Origin of the sequence: Paenibacillus sp. PAMC21692, from assembly GCF_014303795.1 — a bacterium.
Taxonomy (GTDB): domain Bacteria; phylum Bacillota; class Bacilli; order Paenibacillales; family Paenibacillaceae; genus Pristimantibacillus; species Pristimantibacillus agaridevorans.
In genome coordinates, this window is sequence record NZ_CP060293.1 from 5,316,441 (window position 1) to 5,334,042 (window position 17,602).

The 17,602-nt window shown below is 51.0% G+C and carries 16 protein-coding genes; 4 read left to right on the forward strand and 12 right to left on the reverse strand.

Going from position 1 to position 17,602, the window contains the following annotated elements:
* Nucleotides 1–37: 37 nt before the first annotated feature.
* Genes ehuA through ehuB form a run of 4 tightly spaced genes read right to left on the reverse strand, consistent with a single transcriptional unit; the run spans nt 38 to nt 3,095 of the window.
* Nucleotides 38–853, reverse strand: coding sequence for an ectoine/hydroxyectoine ABC transporter ATP-binding protein EhuA (ehuA, locus tag H7F31_RS21400; protein ID WP_187100457.1), 816 nt, complete (start codon nt 851–853; stop codon nt 38–40).
* 25 nt (nt 854–878) lie between these two features.
* The gene (ehuD, locus tag H7F31_RS21405; RefSeq protein WP_187100458.1) at nt 879–1,541 is read right to left on the reverse strand and encodes an ectoine/hydroxyectoine ABC transporter permease subunit EhuD; all 663 of its coding nucleotides are present in this window, start codon (nt 1,539–1,541) and stop codon (nt 879–881) included.
* Between the two features lie 9 nt (nt 1,542–1,550).
* Entirely contained in the window at nt 1,551–2,201 is a 651-nt protein-coding gene (gene ehuC, locus H7F31_RS21410; protein ID WP_187100459.1) for an ectoine/hydroxyectoine ABC transporter permease subunit EhuC, read from the reverse strand.
* Between the two features lie 3 nt (nt 2,202–2,204).
* Nucleotides 2,205–3,095 (reverse strand): ectoine/hydroxyectoine ABC transporter substrate-binding protein EhuB, encoded by an 891-nt coding sequence (ehuB, locus tag H7F31_RS21415; RefSeq protein ID WP_187105463.1) that lies wholly within the window; start codon nt 3,093–3,095, stop codon nt 2,205–2,207.
* A gap of 460 nt (nt 3,096–3,555) precedes the next feature.
* Between ehuB and H7F31_RS21420 the strand changes: the two genes are divergently transcribed.
* Complete coding sequence (locus H7F31_RS21420) at nt 3,556–3,852, forward strand: hypothetical protein (protein ID WP_087569231.1); 297 nt, start codon at nt 3,556–3,558, stop codon at nt 3,850–3,852.
* A 92-nt stretch (nt 3,853–3,944) separates the two neighbouring features.
* On the opposite strand, the gene H7F31_RS21425 is transcribed toward H7F31_RS21420, so the two are convergent.
* From H7F31_RS21425 to pyk, 4 genes are all read right to left on the reverse strand, one after another.
* Nucleotides 3,945–4,211, reverse strand: a complete 267-nt coding sequence (locus H7F31_RS21425) for a CD3324 family protein (protein WP_087569232.1) — start codon at nt 4,209–4,211, stop codon at nt 3,945–3,947.
* A 411-nt stretch (nt 4,212–4,622) separates the two neighbouring features.
* Nucleotides 4,623–5,255 carry an SGNH/GDSL hydrolase family protein gene (locus H7F31_RS21430; RefSeq protein WP_187100460.1) on the reverse strand — a complete coding sequence of 211 codons (633 nt, stop codon included), beginning with the start codon at nt 5,253–5,255 and terminating at the stop codon, nt 4,623–4,625.
* Nucleotides 5,256–5,339: 84 nt separating this feature from the next.
* Nucleotides 5,340–6,305, reverse strand: a complete 966-nt coding sequence (locus tag H7F31_RS21435; protein WP_187100461.1) for an EamA family transporter — start codon at nt 6,303–6,305, stop codon at nt 5,340–5,342.
* A 322-nt stretch (nt 6,306–6,627) separates the two neighbouring features.
* Nucleotides 6,628–8,046 carry a pyruvate kinase gene (gene pyk / locus H7F31_RS21440; RefSeq protein ID WP_187100462.1) on the reverse strand — a complete coding sequence of 473 codons (1,419 nt, stop codon included), beginning with the start codon at nt 8,044–8,046 and terminating at the stop codon, nt 6,628–6,630.
* Between the two features lie 105 nt (nt 8,047–8,151).
* Between pyk and H7F31_RS21445 the strand changes: the two genes are divergently transcribed.
* Together H7F31_RS21445 and H7F31_RS21450 are read left to right on the forward strand one after the other, a co-directional pair.
* Entirely contained in the window at nt 8,152–8,940 is a 789-nt protein-coding gene (locus H7F31_RS21445) for a helix-turn-helix transcriptional regulator (protein WP_187100463.1), read from the forward strand.
* Between the two features lie 38 nt (nt 8,941–8,978).
* Nucleotides 8,979–11,042, forward strand: a complete 2,064-nt coding sequence (locus H7F31_RS21450) for a molybdopterin oxidoreductase family protein (protein ID WP_187100464.1) — start codon at nt 8,979–8,981, stop codon at nt 11,040–11,042.
* Nucleotides 11,043–11,129: 87 nt separating this feature from the next.
* Here H7F31_RS21450 and H7F31_RS21455 read toward each other — a convergent pair whose 3' ends face one another.
* The 4 genes from H7F31_RS21455 to H7F31_RS21470 all read right to left on the reverse strand — a co-directional run bounded on the left by H7F31_RS21455 (nt 11,130) and on the right by H7F31_RS21470 (nt 16,438).
* Nucleotides 11,130–12,101, reverse strand: a complete 972-nt coding sequence (locus H7F31_RS21455; protein ID WP_187100465.1) for a 2-hydroxyacid dehydrogenase — start codon at nt 12,099–12,101, stop codon at nt 11,130–11,132.
* 391 nt (nt 12,102–12,492) lie between these two features.
* Nucleotides 12,493–14,331 (reverse strand): polysaccharide deacetylase family protein, encoded by a 1,839-nt coding sequence (locus tag H7F31_RS21460; protein ID WP_187100466.1) that lies wholly within the window; start codon nt 14,329–14,331, stop codon nt 12,493–12,495.
* Nucleotides 14,332–14,347: 16 nt separating this feature from the next.
* The gene (locus H7F31_RS21465) at nt 14,348–15,778 is read right to left on the reverse strand and encodes an MBOAT family O-acyltransferase (RefSeq protein WP_187100467.1); all 1,431 of its coding nucleotides are present in this window, start codon (nt 15,776–15,778) and stop codon (nt 14,348–14,350) included.
* 234 nt (nt 15,779–16,012) lie between these two features.
* Nucleotides 16,013–16,438 carry a GNAT family N-acetyltransferase gene (locus H7F31_RS21470; protein ID WP_187100468.1) on the reverse strand — a complete coding sequence of 142 codons (426 nt, stop codon included), beginning with the start codon at nt 16,436–16,438 and terminating at the stop codon, nt 16,013–16,015.
* Nucleotides 16,439–16,615: 177 nt separating this feature from the next.
* Between H7F31_RS21470 and H7F31_RS21475 the strand changes: the two genes are divergently transcribed.
* On the forward strand, nt 16,616–17,590 hold the full coding sequence (locus H7F31_RS21475) for a cation diffusion facilitator family transporter (RefSeq protein WP_108992898.1): 975 nt from the start codon (nt 16,616–16,618) through the stop codon (nt 17,588–17,590).
* Nucleotides 17,591–17,602 lie beyond the last annotated feature (12 nt).

The following is a 17,602-nucleotide window of genomic DNA, read 5'->3' on the forward strand; positions in this document are numbered from 1 at the left end:
TTAATCTCCTCCTTTACGTGACATTTCAAAAGCTGCTTCAACGGAACCGGCCCAGAAAAGCCTGAAGCCGCTCGCTCCGGGGAGAATCGAATATCTCCTCCGGCGTACCTTGTTCAACAATGAGTCCGTCAGCCCCGAAGACGACGCGGTCGGCCACCTCTCTGGCAAATTCCATCTCATGCGTAATGAGCATCATAGCCGTCTCCCGATCCTCCGCGATCTCCTTAATCACTTCGAGGACTTCGCCGACAAGCTCGGGATCCAAGGCCGAGGTAACCTCGTCGAAGACGATGACTTTGGGACGAAGGACTAACGCGCGCGCTATAGCGACACGCTGCTTTTGCCCGCCGGACAGCCTTGAAGGGTATTCGTCCAATTTGGTCGCGAGCCCCACCTTGCCCAGCATCTCGGCGGCGCGTTCCCGTGCTTCGTCCTTGGGTACCTTCAGAACGGATGTGAGCGCAAGCGTAACATTGCGCAGTGCCGTAAGATGCGGGAACAGGTTGAAATGCTGAAACACCATGCCGATTTTTTCGCGCATTCGATGGAGATGCTTCTCATTGGCACGAACCAATCGCCCCCGCTTGTCTCGCATTTGCCAGAGCTCCTCGCCGTCGATCGTAATCATGCCGCTTGTAGGTTCCTCCAGCGTCATCAGCATGCGGCCAAGCGTGGTTTTGCCTGAGCCGCTCGGACCGATAATCGCAAGCTTCTCCCCTGCGTAGATCGACATATCAATGCCTTTGATCACTTCCAGTTCTCCGAATGTCTTCGTAACGCCTTCATACCGGATAAGAGGTTGTTCCTGAATCTTTGCGGGCGCTTCCTGATCTGGCATGTATATCGAGTTCATTGAACTTTTGCACCTCCTTTTCGGACTATGCTGCCGTTCGGTTTTTGAACCTCTTCTCCAGCCGACTGACCGCAAGAGACAACAGCAAGCTAACGACGATAAACAGTCCGCCCGTAATCGTGTAAGGTTCGAATGCGCGGTACGAGATGGAAGTCTCGTTTTTGGTCCGCATGAGCAGCTCGACGAAAGTTATTGCAGATAATGCGGGCGTTTCTTTAAATATGACAATGAGATAATTGCCCATGATCGGGATAACGGGCGGCATCGCTTGCGGCAATACGATCGAAAACCAGGTTCTTGCTTTCGAGAGATTAAGCGCCGAGGCGGCCTCCCATTGCCCTTTCGGCAGCGCGTCTATGCTTGATCGGAAAACCTCCGAGAGATAGCAGGCATAATGCAAGCCCAACCCGATAACGCCTGTCGCGAATGCCGACATGGCAAGAGGCGTCAGCATCGGCAAGCTATAATACAAAAAGAATAGCTGCACAAGAAGCGGCGTGCTGCGGATGAAATCTACGATGCCCGTCGTCAGTCCTCTCACAAGTCTGAACCGCGATCTCCCTGCAATGGCGAGAAAAATTCCGACCAACACCGCAAGAGCGAAACCGCATAATGCAGCGCCTAACGTTGCCGGCAGCGCACGCAGCAGCTTCGGCAGCAACTCGTAAACATAGTCCCAATCCCACATGTCTAAGCGTCACCTCCAGCAAGCCAGCTTGCGCTCCAGCAGCCGGACAGACCAAGACACGCAAGACGACATTAAATAATAAATAAGAAGGAGCAAGCCGAATATAATCGGTGTATGCGTATAATAGTTATTTCTCAAAATCATGGCCTCATAGGTCAAATCAGCCATTGTAATAAAATAAACAAGCGAAGTCGACTTCAGCATCTCGATAGACAGATTCCCCATTGGAGGAAGCATCCGCACAAAAGCTTGAGGAAGCACGACACGGATAAATCTAGTGTACGGACGCAAATTAAGCGCGATGGATGCTTCATATTGTCCCTTTGGAACTGCAAGTATGGAGCTTCTGACTATCTCTCCTCCGTAAGCTCCGATGTTAAGTCCGATCGCGAGCACGGCAGACCATGTCTTGCTGAGCTCCAGTCCGGCGATCGGAAGGGCGAAGTATACCCAGAACAGCAGGACAAGCAGCGACGAAGCTCGAAACAGCTCAATGTAGCAGCCCGAGATCCAACGGATTGGAGTAAGGGCGGACAATCGCCCCATGCCCGATAATGCGGATAAGGAAAATGCCAGAAGTCCTGCAAGAACCGTTATTCTCAAAGTGACGACTGCTCCGTCCATCAAAAAGGGCAGCCACTGTCCGATGGGAACATTCATGGGTTAAGCTTGCGGAGAGCAAAGCTGCGGCGCCGTTGCGTCTCCTGGCAGCTCCTGTTCGGTAAATCCGAATTGCTGCAAAATTTGCAGCAGCTCTCCATTCTCTTTCATAGCGTCAAGCTCCGTGTTAAACGCTTCTTGCAAGGAAACGTCATCCAATCGGAATGCGGATGCCCCGTAGCCCCTCACGCTGTTGCCGTCGACCGTCGGTTGTTCAAAATCCATGACTCGCTCCAGGCCCTCGTCTCCCGCTTGATCCAGTCTGGACTGCAGCGCGGGTCCCGTCATTGTCATGGCGTCGGCACGACCGGATTGCAACGCGCTTATTGCTGCATCCTGATCCGGCACGATTACCATCTGCGCCTCCGTTACGCCGCTTGCCTCGAGATATCCAATCTCGACCGCTCCCGACATGACCGCTACTTTGGCATCCTTGTTCTCGGCAATTGCATTGTAGCTTGTTAAATTCAGCGGGTTGCCGGCTTTGACCGCCAGACCTTCCCCGATGCTGTATTCCGGATTGGCGAACAATACCGCTTCGCAACGTTCCGGGTTAATGAACATGCCCGCGGCGATCATATCGAATCGCTTAGCCTGCAGACCGGCAATCAAGCCTGAAAATTCCGTCAATTCAGCCCTCATCTCTTCAATGCCAAGCCGCTTCAAAATCGTTCGCGCAATTTCGACCGCTTCTCCCGTCAGCTCGCCGTTTTCATCTTTGTAAGCGTACGGGTTCTCTCCCGCGAATCCAATCGTTATGTACCCTTGTTCCTTGGCTTTCTCCAAGGTGCTTGCCGCATTTCCGTTGCCTGATTGCCCTCCATCGTTTTTGCCGCTGCTCCCGTTTTCGGAACATGCGGTTAAGAGCAACATTGTCGCCAGGATCAGCATCATCCACTTTTTACGCACGTTGCGTTCCACCAGCCTTTCGCTACGTTTTTTTCGAACACTTAAAAGGCTAACATGAATCCGGCTGGAGGTCATTTCCATTAATTCGGCATATCCTCTCCTATTTAAAGCTCTCCTAGGTTGAGCGTCGCTGACCCCATGTGTCCTCCCAATTGCTCCCATATCCTGCCCGATCATCCTTAATTCGAACGTTTACTGACATCTTGATCTATGTTATATAATATAAACTTATAATCAAACAAACTGATTTTCAGATTATAAATAATCATTTTTGTTTATAAAATTAAAATTGACGATGGCTCATAAAATTCCGGGAAAAAGGATCGGTCTTTGTCGATATCTATTTCAAACGGGAGTCAAGTTGCGACAAACATTTCGCATGCGATCTGTTAGCATAGTTCATATGTCGCCTGAGTCGCCTAATCATTACAGAGGAGAGTTGCAAATGAAGTTAATTATGAATCAACATTTCCAAAATGAAACGATCGCTTTCGATGGATTTTCGTTTAGTAATTGCACGTTTTCCAATTGTGTTATTCTTATCACGACGCTGGATTTTCACTTCGAATGTTGTTCTTTCTTCGGCTCTACTTTGCATGTAAATCCGGAATTGCCCATATTCGACGTATCCCACCGATTATCCCAATCGGATTACGATTCCGAGACGCGCTGCTATCGGGATGATTACAAATATCCAAGAACGAAGGTAGCCCTTCCATCTGCAACGACTTCATCCGTGTAAGCATACAAAAGAACCTCCGTTCCCGGCATCTGGCGACAGATAAGGGAATCGGAGGTTCTTTAATTATGGATATGATGCGATTGTTCATCTCATTAACGGGCTTTCACGATGATCTTGCGAATGCTTTCGCTGGACAGATGGTACTTGCGTTCCAGCTCCGCGACGGTTGCGCCGTTGACATAACATTGCACGATCTCCTTATTGCGTTCCGCAAGCAGCTTGCGGGTGCCGCTAACCTCTCCCCAGCTCGCGCGCTGATTCGCCGGCTTCGGAATATAGATGAGGTCGCCCTGAATATATTTTTGGAGCTCTAATAATAGGCTAGGGGGAAGCACGTCTCTTCCATTTTTGTAGTTCACGTTCAAAATCCTCCTCGAACTGGTCTATACGATTGTAATGCGCCGCTTGGGACGCAGATGGCTGAGCGGCAATACTTGTTTGATTCATGATGTGGAAATCAATCATTGTAATCATCCTCCCTTTCTTCGAATTTGGGTTTTTGCTGATTCCTTTAAAAGGAACCGCCTTTCCATTATAAAGAAAAACATTCCATCGCACAATGCGAATCGTTTCCAGAAATTAAGAAGAGGCCTTGGCGGCCTCTTCTGTATCGATGATTCTCTCCGATTACTCGGAGATCACCTCTACGTTGTGATTCAATTGGATCATCTCCTTTCGCGCGTATTTCGTCGGCCCCGACACCTTTATTATAATTCCAAAGAATGGGCATAGGGTAGCGAAAGAACATTTTATAAAGAAACTTTACCAGATTACCCCTTAGCGCCAACAGCTCTTAGCCAGGCATCCGCGATTAACCCATGCCCTGCCGGCGAAGGATGTACGCCGTCTCCTGCCCAATACGAGGCGCCCGTGGACATGCTGGCTGCGGCAAATAACCCGTCCAGCGGTACGTATAACGTCTTGAATTCCTCCGCTAAGGAACGGACAGCCGTAATCTTTGGATCGAGATCCTCTCTCCAGCCCCTGCGGTCCTCCGGCACCGGCAATACAAACGGTTCAATTAGAATGAGCGAAGCATCCAATGATTCCTTTGTGTTTATAATGAGACGGCGGTACCCTTCGTAATAGCTCTCTGCGGATGTCGGATTGTTGCTGTCATACTTGCGCCATGTATCGTTGATTCCGATGTAGATGGAAACCATGGTTGGCTTCAAATCCAGACAATCCTCCTGCCAACGCCCTTCCAGATCAACGACGCGATTGCCGCTAATGCCGCGATTCAAGAACGTAACATTCTTTTCCGGATATTTAAATCCGAATTCCGACGCGATCAGATTGGCATATCCAGTTCCCAGACTGCTCCCTACTTCACGATTTCTTCCGCAATCCGTAATGCTGTCCCCCTGGAACAACACGACGGCTTTATTGCCGATAACTGTCATCCTAACTCCCCCAGTCCAATTGATGAATCCATGACAAGCAAACTGTCAAATCCAACAAAATTGTACGCCTAGGGAAGTTCGTTGTCAATGATTGACAACAGGCACGCGCTTAAGGCGCTTTAGCCATTCCGGTAAAGCCACGCCCGCCAGGACGATGGCGACTCCGATCCACTGCAATAAGCTGACTTCTTCGTGCAAGACAACCGCCGACAACATAACGGCAACCGGAAGCTCCGCTGCGCCGAGAATCCCGGCCAAGCCTTCGCCGATATGAGGAATGCCGTAAGCGAACAAAAGCGGCGGAATGAACGCTCCGAAAGCGCCAAGGAGCAATCCGAACAACATTAATGGGCTTAATAAATCGCCATTCCACAGAAATTGCGGCGGGAACAGCATAAATACCAGCAGCATGGCTCCAAGCATCATCCATTTGCTGCGATCTGCAGGCTCTGCATCCGGCACTGCTTTTCCATTAAACAACATAAAGAGCGTATAACTGACGGCAGCCAGCAGTCCCAGCACGATTCCGCCAAGATGAAAGGCTCCAGCGCCAGGCTCGGCCAGACCGGCAGCAAGCAAAGTACCGCCAAGCAGAATCGCCAAGGTCAAATATACTTTGCGCTCCGGCAGTTTGCGAAGACGTACCGCTTGAATAAGCACGCCCATCCAGGTGAATTGAAACAGCAGCAGAATGGCGACGGAAGCCGGAACATACCGAAGCGATTCATAATATAACAAGCCCGTTACAGCCGTAGGCAATCCCGCAAGCATCAGCAGCAACTTTTGTTTGAGCGTTAAAACGGCTTTGGTCCGTATGCTTGGTTGAGTCCCGTCTGCTTGATGGCCTGTCATGTTCGTTTGCCGTTTAACGGCTTGCTTCTTTCTCATGTTCAGCCAAGCCGACAACGCCCATGTAAGCAGAAAGCCGATCATCATTTGACTGCCAACGACCTCTCCCAGCGTATAACCATGGCCATAAGCCAGGACAACGAATGTGGACAAAATGCCGTAGCTGGCCGCACCGAGAAACACGGCTATCATATGTTTCATGTTTGTTCCCTCACTTCTCTCCTATTTAATCGACAGAGCGGCAATATGATGCGCGGTAATATTCATTTTGTCCCGATCGTACTATAGGACAACGCGCAAAAAAGCTACGCGCAACGACCGCTGCGCGAACATCGTTTACGCAGCTGTGTCGTTATTCGTAGCAAGGAAGTTAGGCTTCCCGTAGAACCCCCGCCCTGTGTCTCAACCGTTATGCGGAGTTATACGAATGAATCATTGCACTCTCAAGTTAGCGCATCAGCCGAAGCCGATGACCAAAGCCATTGTCGCATTTTCATGCTTGTCCTGTCAATAGCAGCAGGTTTTAGTCCATCTGGTGGATACGGATCAGATTCGTCGCGCCTGCCTTGCCGCTTGGCACGCCGGCCGAGATAACAACGAAATCGCCGGATTGCAGAAGCTGCGTGCGAGCCGCGCCTCGGATGGAAGCCTTAAACAGCTCGTCCGTCGAAGACATCGATTCGCCTTTTACCGGGATAACGCCGCGAACAAGCGTCATCCTTTTCAATACATGATCATGCGCCGTAATGGCGATAATAGGCGATTCGGGACGATACTTGGAGACCATGCGCGCCGTAAATCCGCTCTCGGTCGGCGTTAAAATCGCTTTGGCGTTTAATTGCAGAGACGAACTGACGACCGCTTGGCTGATAACTTCGGTTATAGATCCGGTAGGCGTAGTTATCCTTGACTTGAATTGCTCCGCGTAATCGATGGTCGATTCCGCGCGTTCCGCGATCATCGCCATCATGCGTACCGATTCCAGCGGGTATTTGCCGGCGGCGGACTCCCCGGATAACATGATCGCGTCCGCTCCATGCAGAACCGCGTTCGCCACGTCGCTCACTTCCGCGCGCGTCGGTCGAGGATTTACTTGCATGGAATCCAGCATTTGCGTGGCCACGATGACTGGCTTGCCAGCCAAGTTGCACTTCTCGATCATCGTCTTCTGAATCATCGGCACGTCTTCCGCCGGGATTTCGACGCCAAGGTCGCCGCGCGCGACCATAATGCCGTCTGACACTTCGATGATCGCGTCCAAATTATCGACGCCTTCCTCGTTTTCGATTTTCGAAATAATCTGGATGTGGGCCGCTCCCGCATCCTCCAGAAGCTGACGAACCTGCAGCACATCCTCGGCCTTGCGAACGAACGACATCGCGATCATGTCGATGCCTTGCTCGATGCCGAACGCGATATGCCTGATGTCGCGATCCGTCACGCCGGGAAGCGTCGTGCTGATGCCAGGCAGGTTAACGCCTTTGCGGGGCTTAAGCGGACCGCCGTTCATGACGGTACATACGATTTCGGTACCTTTAACTTCTTGCGCGATCAGCTCGATCAATCCGTCATCGATCAGAATGCGATTGCCAGGCTGTATGACGCTCGGCATATCCGGATAATTGACGGCAACGCGCACTCCATTACCCGTAATAGGCTCGCTTGTCAGTGTAAGCGTATCTCCCGCTTTCAGCTCGTAGCTGCCCTCTTCAAGCGTACCGATACGAATTTCCGGTCCTTTGATATCCATCATAATAGCCACGATAGCGGATGCTTCGGATGCCGCTTCACGGATCAGTTCAATTCGGCTGCTATGGTCTTCCAGCTCCCCGTGGGCCATGTTAAGCCTCGCTACGGTCATGCCGGACTTCATCATTTCCTTCAGGATCGATATGGAGTTGCTGGACGGACCCATCGTACATACAATCTTCGTCTGACTCATCTTATTCATCCCTCCGTTATTCACTTTCATTATTGTAGAGGAAGTAGCGGACATCGTACATGAATTATAGTATGATTAATGGATTATAGTACGACGAGGTGTGTCATGATTGAGTTAATCGACTACGAACTGAACAAAGGGCTTGGCTGGTACACCGAAAGCGACGGATCCGATGGTTTCGCCAGATTGGCGGTTATCACATATGGAAAGTGTCTCTATTGGGTGGACGGCGAGAAGTATATGGCGCATCGCGGCGACTTTGTCTGGCTTCCCCCAGGGGTAACGTTCTACGGCAAAAGCGTACCGACGATGTTCCACGAAAAGCTTGTCTTCACTCTCGCCCTTGCGGCCAAGGAAGGCGGCTGCTCGCTGCCGCTTTTCCAAACGAGGCAGGTTGTGGCTGCTCAGGCCGGCTGTTACGAGCTCTGCTTGGAGCGGCTCCGTGCCTCATGCGCCGAGTGGGAGGATGACATTCCTTACGCGCGGGTGCGAATGACCGCTGCCGTGATCGAAACGCTCGCTTTATGGTGCAGGGAATTGGATCGCGGCAAGGAATCCAACCTCACCCGGCAGCATGCCGATAAGATGAAAGCATACATTCAGGATCATTACCGCGAACGAATCACAAAGGAGACGCTCGGCGACGTGATAGACCGGAGTCCCAATCATGCCGCCTCCCTCTTCCGCCGGGTAATGGGACAGACGATCAGCGATTATGTCCACGGAGTTCGGATGAGAACCGCAGCCTATATGCTCCGGGAATCGTTGCTTACAATAGCCGAAATAAGCGACTATCTGGGTTACGCCGATGTCTCCTACTTCCAGCGCATTTTCAAAAGAACTTGGGGCTGTCCTCCATCGCAGTATTTCTCTGAGCGGCGAGTACAGGTATAATAGAGATTCATTTTATTATGGTTGGGGAGAGATGATTAATGACGTTAAACATAAATATTGCTCGTGACAACTCTCGCGACGGCATTGCTCGCTCCGTCTGTCCATTCGACTGCCCGGATACATGCGGCTTGCATATTACGATTGAGAATGGCGAGGTCAAGAAAGTAACCGGGGACCCTCTTCACCCCGTCACGAAAGGCGCCATCTGCAACAAGGTTCGGCAGCTGCCTGATCGCGTCCACCATCCGGATCGCCTGCTACAACCCATGCGGCGCGTAGGTCCCAAGGGCACGTTGGACTTTGAGCCGATCACCTGGGAGGAAGCCTATGACGAGATTATCGGCCGAATGCAGCAATTGATTCGCGACTTCGGCGCTCAGTCTATCCTGCCTTATAGCTTCTATGGCAATATGGGCGTACTTAACGCGGAGGGTATGGATCGCCGTTTCTTCCACAGGCTTGGGGCCGCCAAACTGGACCGTACCATCTGCAACGTTGCGGGAGCAACCGGCTACAAATACACAATGGGGGGCTCCGTCGGCATCGATCCGGAAGCAACCGTTCATACCAAGCTGTTCCTCCTCTGGGGCTGCAATCTGGTATCCACCAATATGCATCAGACGATGCTTGCCACGGAAGCGCGCAAACATGGCGCAATCATCGTGCATATCGACGTCCATCGCAATCGGACTTCGACCTGGGCTGACGAATTTGTCCATCTCCGTCCCGGTACCGATGGCGCGCTTGCCATGGGTTTGATGCATATCCTTATCCGTGACGAATTGGCGGACGAGAGCTTCCTTCAAGAGTTTACCATTGGTTACGAGGAGCTTAAGCAAGAAGCGTTATTATACACTCCTCAGTATGTTTCCGAGATTACTGGCATCCCACCCGAGCGGATTGAGTGGCTGGCCCGATTGTACGGGACGACGACCCCCTCGTTTATCCGGATCGGCAACGGGCTCCAGCATCATGACAACGGTGGCATGATCGTGCGCGCAATCTCCTGTCTTCCTGCCTTGACCGGACAGTGGAAACATCTGGGGGGCGGCGCGATGAAAGGGAACGGTTGGTATTCGCGGATCAACAACGATCGTCTGGAACGGCCCGACTTGTTGCCTGATCCCGATGTCCGCACGGTAAATATGAACCAGCTTGGCGCTGCTCTTACAAGGCTGGAGCCGCCTGTTCGAATGTTGTTCGTCTATAACAGCAATCCTGCAATCGTCGCCCCGGATCAATCCAAGGTGAGGGAAGGACTGCTTCGCGAGGATTTATTTACGATTACACATGATTTGTTTTTGACCGACACGTGCAAATACGCGGATCTTGTCCTTCCGGCTACCTCCCATCTGGAGAACTTGGATTTGTACACCTCTTATTGGCATCTCTATCTGCAAATTGGCGAGCCCGTTCTTGCCCCTGCCGGGTTAAGCAAATCGAACTTCACATTGTTCAAGGAGCTTGCGCTTCGCATGGGCTTCGAGCGGGAACTGTTCGATCTGACAGAAGAAGAGATGATTGCGGAGGCGTTAGACGCGGAGTTGAATCCGCTGCTGGAAGGAATCACGGTTGAGGCTTTGAGGGAACATGGATGGATGAAGGCTGGCGGAGGACGCGAGCTCCCCTTGAAAGAGCGCATCCCGACGCCGTCAGGGAAAATCGAGCTCTATTCTGAAGCGATGTTAAAGAACGGTCTGGCTCCCGTTCCTACCTATACCCCCATTCTCGAGGAGACCGACTTTCCGTTCTTGCTGATAACGGGTCCGAACCACAGCTATATCAATTCTACGTTCGGCAATCAGTCCAAGCTTCAGAAGCTTGAGAAAGGTCCCTTTCTTAATATGAACGAGCAAGACGCGGGATCACTCGGCTTGCTGGACGGCGAACATGTGTTGGTACGCAACCTTAGAGGCGAAGCCAAGCTAACTCTGAGGATTGGACAAGATGTGCTGCCTGGCGTTCTGGTCACGCAAGGCCTATGGTGGGATGACGTTGAGAAGGGCCGCAGCTCGGTAAACGCTCTTACGCCGCAGCGTCTGGCTGATATGGGCGGCGGAGCCACGTTTTTCTCCAATCGGGTGGAAGTATTGAAGATCTAATAGCTTTGCAATGGACGAATAAAAGGCTGTACAACAGATTTCAATCGAAATCTTGCTGTACAGCCTCTTCTTATTCACGGCTAATCGCTACGAACGAAATTCCGGCACCAGGTATGGCGGAGTTTCGCCTTTTAATGCCGCAACCAAATTTTCCGCAGCTGCTCGAGCCATGACGATTCGGGTCTTTGTCGTTGCCGAGCCAAGATGCGGCAGAGCGAGAACATTCGGTAGTGTCAGCAGCGGATGTCCGCCATCGAGAGGCTCCTGCTTATACACGTCTAGTCCAGCACCGCGGATTTTGCCCTTCTCGAGCGCTTCATACAATGCGTCTTCATCGACAGTCGCACCCCTGGATACATTAATGAAAATCGCCGATGATTTCATGCGCGAGAATTGCTCTTGACCCATCATATCCCTGGTCTCTTCTGTTAACGGCGCCAGCATGACGACAAAGTCGGAGGTGGAGAGAAGCGTATTCAGATCGACATATGCGGCTTCGTAACGTTCTTCCGCTTCCGGCTTGCGAGTCCGATTATAATACTGCACGTTCATGTCAAAGCCGAACCGGGCGCGTTTCGCCACGGCTTCGCCGATCCGTCCCATGCCAATGATGCCTAACGTCGCATGGTGAACGTCGACACCGAACAGATTTTCGCCGTCTCCGCGCTTCCAGTTGCCGTCGCGAACGTAACGATCCAGCTCCGCCACTCGCCTCGCCGATCCTAGCATTAACGCAAATGCCAAATCCGCTACCGTATCGTCAAGCACGTAAGGAGTATGCGTGCCAATAACTCCCCGCTGCTTCATCGCCCCGATATCAAAATGATTGTAACCAACCGAAATAGAACTGACGACCTTAAGATTAGGCGCGGCGTTCAATAGCTCCTCGTCGATTCGCCGTCCGGATGTAATAAAGCCCTCCGCGTTCGAAAGACGTTGCTGAAGCGCGTCTCGCGTGATGGTATCCCCTTCTGTCCACATATCCAGCTCGCAGTGCTGCGATAGCCATTGCACGACTTCAGGAGCCAGCTGCCGATCTACAAATACTCGAGGTTTCATTCCTTCTCCACTCCCCTATACAAGTTAACATTCATTAACGATTGCAGAACAGCTTAGCCTAGAAACGATACTTGGTGGAAACTTCCCTCAATAGAACGATGTCGATTAGGACAGGCTAGAAATGTCCCATTGTGAAATCAATGAACATTATGGATGGAGGTCACCTTGACATGAGTCGTCATCGACATCAATCAGTGACAAGCAGGAACTATGCATATGCCGTCAATTCCAAACATGCAGAGAACCAAACTGTTACATCCGTTTCAAAGAATCGCAATCAGAAGGGACATACGCCGAACAGCCCATCTACAGGCTAACGGCGGACAGATGGAGGCTGCCGGTTGGAACGATCCCCCGTTCTTGGGCAGCCTTCGTTTTCACCCCCTCATTTCTATTTAGTCTCCAACAGCTTGACCAGCGCTTCGCTGGCCACCTCAGGCCCCCCGTTAATCCGCTTTAGTGCAAACAAACTGCGCTTGTCCCCTTGTCGGATCACGCTAATGCCAGGAGTTGTCGATAATGTGGAGCGATAGCCCTTATCCATCAATATTTGTTCGGACAGATGCGAGTAATAGCCGAACGGATAAGTAAATATGTTAACCTCATGATTCGGAATTTCCTCTTCGATAAGGCTGGCCAAATACGAGACATCTTTGCCAAAGGCTTCGCTATAGACGCCATTGCTCTCGCCCTCCATCTGCAGCACGCCGCTGCGTACGGATGGATCATCCGGCGATGATTCATGAAGATCGAAGCTATGATTTTGAATGTCGATTACCCCGGACTCCTGCATTTCCCTGGCTTGTTCCCAAGTGAAGTGTGGGTAAAATTGTTTGCCTGGGATCCGGTGCTCGTTACGGCCCACCGACCAGCCGATAATGGAGATCGTGGCATTCATGCCGAGCTCCTTGAGAACAGGATAGGCGTATTCGTAATTGCTGAGATATCCGTCATCGAACGTAATGGCTACAGGATTGTCAGGTAGAGTCTTCTTTCCGTCCACGTAGTCGATTAAGTCCTGTATCAGCACCGTGTTGTAGCCTGCAGCTTTTACCGCTTCCATGTCGCTTCGGAACTTCGCAGGCGACGTAATTAACGAATTCGGCTCGTATGGGTCGTCGTCGATATGATGATAGATGAGAATCGGTATGGCAACAGATTGTCCGTTCAAGTTAGGGGGACGAGTAAAAGCTTCCTCCGCCCTCTTTTGTACATTATCCTTCGTCGTATAGTGTCCGAAGTTCGCGGGAACGTACACGTCCGGGTCCTCAAAAATATACCCCAGCATCATGGCGCCTAACGTATTTCTGTAATGCATCGTATCGTAGAAGTAACGCGGATCGCCGCTGACACCCGAATAACCGCTAAAGTCCCAAAAATCGGTGACCTCCGCGATCTTGGTCCAATACGTCTTAAGCGCCTCCATATCATAGCTTAACAGCTCCTGATCCGCCGTCGCGCCCGTTATAAGCCTAAAGGTGGCTCCGTGCTCCTCCGTATAAGCCTTCATCCGTTTTAACGATTCGACGTTTTTGTCCAGCGCCACCGCCTCCAGCTTGCCGAACGGCGCAAACGCCGCGGCGTTTGCGGCCATATACGTCTCGAGATTGTCGACGGGCTCCGCGTCTCGTTTTATTTTGTTATAAACGCCCGTATCGGGAATGAACTGCGAGTACTGGAACGGATCGACCGACCGCTGCGCGTACCCCTCCAGCTTGGAATAGCCATACGTAGGATTGAGCTTCAAGTAGTCCCAGTAAAACTTAAGCTTGGACTCGCCCGACACCTTCGCATGCAGCGATTGCTTGAAGTCCGTCGGCGTTTCGTTAAAGTGGCTGATCTCCTGCAAGCTCATGTGGAGCACGATATTTTTTGGCTTGTACTCGTCGATTAGATAATAGAGCGTCTTTTCGTAATCGTTGAAGTCGCCGCCGTACATCAACATGCTGTAAAAGCTGGCTCCGTCGCCGTAATAGTCGTCCAGGAGCTCCGGAGAGATCGAGCTGGATTTGGACCCCCCGATAATATAAGAATCGTAGCGGTCGTGATATTGATCCAGATAGCCGATCTTGGCGACCCTGGGATTATTGACCATGTTGTAGGAGTGCCAGCCCAGCACCTTGTCCCCGAACACGCCGAAAGGATCCACGATCATGTTGAAACCTCCGAGCGCAGCAGCAGCGAGCAGCAGCGACGCTAGGAACGCAGTTATCCATCTGCGGAACGTCATGAGGAACACCCCTCTTCTAAAATTGGAAATATAAGAAATTAGATACCGACGTCATCTGCGCCAGCGAAATGCCAAGCATGAACGCGGCTGCGACGGCATGCCTGATCTTCGGTTTGAAGTCGTCCGTCAACTGTTTCGAATTCGGAGTAAAAAACGTGATCGCCATGCCGATAAACAGCAGCGCGAGAATATAGGCATTATTGGCCGCGTAGATGACGAGCTGGTCGGCGAAGCCGCTAAAGCCAAGGCCTGAATAATCTTTGAGGCTGAACATTTTGCGGAAGACCGCCGTCGCTTCCTTCATATCGTCGGATACGAACAGGATGCGCGTGCCGACAACGCCCGCGAACGTAAGCGCCCACGCCAGGAAAAAGGGCAGCTGCCACTTGTTCCGATACATCATGTGGGACATGCAGACGAACACCCCATTGACGAGACCCCAGATAATAAACTGCCAGCCTGCTCCGTGCCAGAAACCCGAAACAAAAAACGTCATCATGACGGAGAAGTAGAAGTTAAAGCTGCCGCTTCCCTTTCGGTAGAAGCTTCTGAATATGTAATCGGACAGAAACTTCGACAAGGTCATATGCCATCGCTGCCAATATTCGCGGAAATTCCTTGATTTATAGGGCGAATTAAAGTTATGGGGCAGACGGATATTGAACATAAAAGCAAGTCCCAGCGCCATGTCCGCATAACCGGAAAGATCGAAATAATAGGAGATGGTATAGCCAAAGGACGCGCCCCATGCCGCGAACGTATCTCCTGCTCCGACATCTCCAAAAAATGATGCAGCATAACTCGTTAGCGGATCGGCTAACATAATTTTTTTGGCGCAGCCCATGGCGAACAGAAAAATGCCGAGCATCATATTTACCTTGTTGAATCGCAGGAATCCTTTTTCCTTGTATTGCGGGATCATATCTTCGTGATGGACGATCGGTCCCACGATCAGCTGCGGAAAGAAGGTTATGAACAACAGGAAGTCGATAACAGGCGTTTCCTTCGTTCGCTCTTTGTAACAGTCGACCAAGTACGCGATAAATTGGAACGTATAGAACGAGATTCCAAGCGGCAGCACAATCTCCAGCAGCGGGAAAGAACCGCCGCTTAGCAGGTTTACATTTTCGATGGCGAAGTTCGCATACTTATAGTATCCCAGGAATGCGACGTTGAGCATTAGACCCGCCGTGAGCAGCAATCTTTTTGTCCACCTTGCGTTTGCTTTGGCCGCTCTCACGATCAAGCTGCCGATCATGAAATTCAGCATGATATCCGCGATGAACAGGAGCACGAAGGTCCCGCTTCCTTTTGCATAAAAAGCCAATGAAGCCAGCACAAGCCACAGCTTGGCCACATTGATCCAGCCCAGACTCGCCAAAACGCGATAGACGAGAAACGTAACCGGAAGAAAGATGAAGATGAACGTATAGGTAGAGAATATCACGCATAACCCTTCTTTCGCCGCGTGTTATTGGATAATTGGACGCATGGTCACTATAAGTGCGTGTTCAAAAAGTTCGGTTTTCAGCACCGAGAAGATTGAGTGAAAGTAGAAACTGAGGAGCGGAGCGTAGTGGAAGCTACGTGAGCACCGGAAGTTTCGCTTGAATTCAATATTCGATGTCGAGTAGGCTTCATGGCATACTTCGTGATCAAAAGCGGACTTTTTGAACATCCTTTATAATTGTTTGATCATTCTCACGTGGGGGATGTTCTCCTCCATAAATATATCCGAATCGATTGTATATCCTGTTTTCTCATAAAAATCCGCTGCTTGCATCTGTGCATGAAGCTTGGCCTTCGTCAACCCCTGTTCACGCGCGATCGCCTCCAGCTCTTTCATAATTTCTGCGCCAATTCCGGCTTTACGGAACTTCTCCCTTACGCAGATCCGTTCCAGCTTGGCCACTTTGTCCAGACTGCGAACACGCCCCGTACCGGCTGGCTCTCCGTCGTATCGAACGAGCACATGGCTCGACTCTTCTTCATATTCGTCGATTTCCGCTTCAAGGGGAACGCCTTGTTCTTCGACAAAAACCTCCGTCCGGATGGCATATGCCTGCTCAAGCTGTTCCTTATGTACCGCTCTCTCGGTTGTTATCATAACAGCGACTCCTTTCGTGATACCTTTATCATTATATAAGGTTTATCGACAATTGCCAAAAGTAAAGTGTCGAATGACGGAGCTCGTTAAAGGCATATTAGACTATACATTGAAGAAATAATCGAAAAGGCATATAATTACATGTAAATTTACGGAATATGGAGGAGTAATCGTAGCATGCGCAATTTGATCGCATTAATTAAGAAAGGCAACACCTCGTCAGGCATCGCGGCTCTTGGCAATACGGGCCTCGCGGTGATCAAGGCCATCGCCGCTTCCATCAGCGGCAGCGGCACAATGTTCGCTTCCGCCATGCATTCGATCGCGGATGCGGTTAACCAGGGCTTCGTCTTTGCCGGCAGCGTCCTGGCGGAAAAGAAACCGACAAAGCGGTTTCCCACGGGATTCGGTCGCGTAGTCAATCTCTTCTGCATGGTAGCCGTCATCGTGGTTACGATTATGGCGTACGAAACCTTTCACAAAGGCGTTAAGCTGCTAGAGCATCCCGAGGAATCCACCAACTTCTGGCTTAACTTCATTGTCTTGCTGATCGCAATCGGAATTGACGGCGCCATTTTGATCAAAGCAATGAAAGAAATCGTCAAAGAAACCCGTTCCGGAGCGAAAGGCATTGGCATTATCTCTTCCGCTGTCCGCAATGCGGGAAGAGCTGCTCCTCCCACCCGCCTTGTATTCTATGAGGATGTCGTCGCTACGCTTGGACAGGCGCTCGCTCTCATAGCGGTTATTCTTGCCGAATTTACGGACTTCAAGCTGCTGGACGGTATAGCCACCGTTTTGATCTCGTTCCTGATGATCGGCGTCGCCTTTAAGGTTGGTTACGACAATATGGTCGGCTTAATCGGGGTTGCAGCTCCCAAGGACGTGGAAGATCGAATCAGCCGCAATATTTTGTCTCAAACGGACGTGACGGATATCGGCAGAATGCGGATCGTTCAGGAAGGCCGCGCGTATCATGTGGAAGCCTATATCGAGTTAAGCAAAGGCTTAAGCCTCGCACAAGCGACCGCAATCAAACACAAGGTCATCGACAACCTGCTTCGTGATCCCGATATTTCGGATGTAACGATCGGAATCATGGACGACGATGGCGTCATTAGTTGGACGCGGCCTGCAACTGTTGTAGAATAGTAAACAACAAGT

Excerpts from the sequence above, each read along its gene's own strand:
- ehuA (WP_187100457.1), bottom strand. The coding sequence starts at position 853 with ATGAACTCGATATACATGCCAGATCAGGAAGCGCCCGCAAAGATTCAG.
- H7F31_RS21445 (WP_187100463.1), top strand. The coding sequence starts at position 8,152 with ATGATTGAGTTAATCGACTACGAACTGAACAAAGGGCTTGGCTGGTAC.
- ehuB (WP_187105463.1), bottom strand. The coding sequence starts at position 3,095 with ATGATGCTGATCCTGGCGACAATGTTGCTCTTAACCGCATGTTCCGAA.
- H7F31_RS21455 (WP_187100465.1), bottom strand. The coding sequence starts at position 12,101 with ATGAAACCTCGAGTATTTGTAGATCGGCAGCTGGCTCCTGAAGTCGTG.
- H7F31_RS21430 (WP_187100460.1), bottom strand. The coding sequence starts at position 5,255 with ATGACAGTTATCGGCAATAAAGCCGTCGTGTTGTTCCAGGGGGACAGC.
- H7F31_RS21475 (WP_108992898.1), top strand. The coding sequence starts at position 16,616 with ATGCGCAATTTGATCGCATTAATTAAGAAAGGCAACACCTCGTCAGGC.
- H7F31_RS21450 (WP_187100464.1), top strand. The coding sequence starts at position 8,979 with ATGACGTTAAACATAAATATTGCTCGTGACAACTCTCGCGACGGCATT.
- pyk (WP_187100462.1), bottom strand. The coding sequence starts at position 8,046 with ATGAGTCAGACGAAGATTGTATGTACGATGGGTCCGTCCAGCAACTCC.
- H7F31_RS21435 (WP_187100461.1), bottom strand. The coding sequence starts at position 6,305 with ATGAAACATATGATAGCCGTGTTTCTCGGTGCGGCCAGCTACGGCATT.
- ehuD (WP_187100458.1), bottom strand. The coding sequence starts at position 1,541 with ATGTGGGATTGGGACTATGTTTACGAGTTGCTGCCGAAGCTGCTGCGT.
- H7F31_RS21470 (WP_187100468.1), bottom strand. The coding sequence starts at position 16,438 with ATGATAACAACCGAGAGAGCGGTACATAAGGAACAGCTTGAGCAGGCA.
- H7F31_RS21460 (WP_187100466.1), bottom strand. The coding sequence starts at position 14,331 with ATGACGTTCCGCAGATGGATAACTGCGTTCCTAGCGTCGCTGCTGCTC.
- H7F31_RS21420 (WP_087569231.1), top strand. The coding sequence starts at position 3,556 with ATGAAGTTAATTATGAATCAACATTTCCAAAATGAAACGATCGCTTTC.
- ehuC (WP_187100459.1), bottom strand. The coding sequence starts at position 2,201 with ATGAATGTTCCCATCGGACAGTGGCTGCCCTTTTTGATGGACGGAGCA.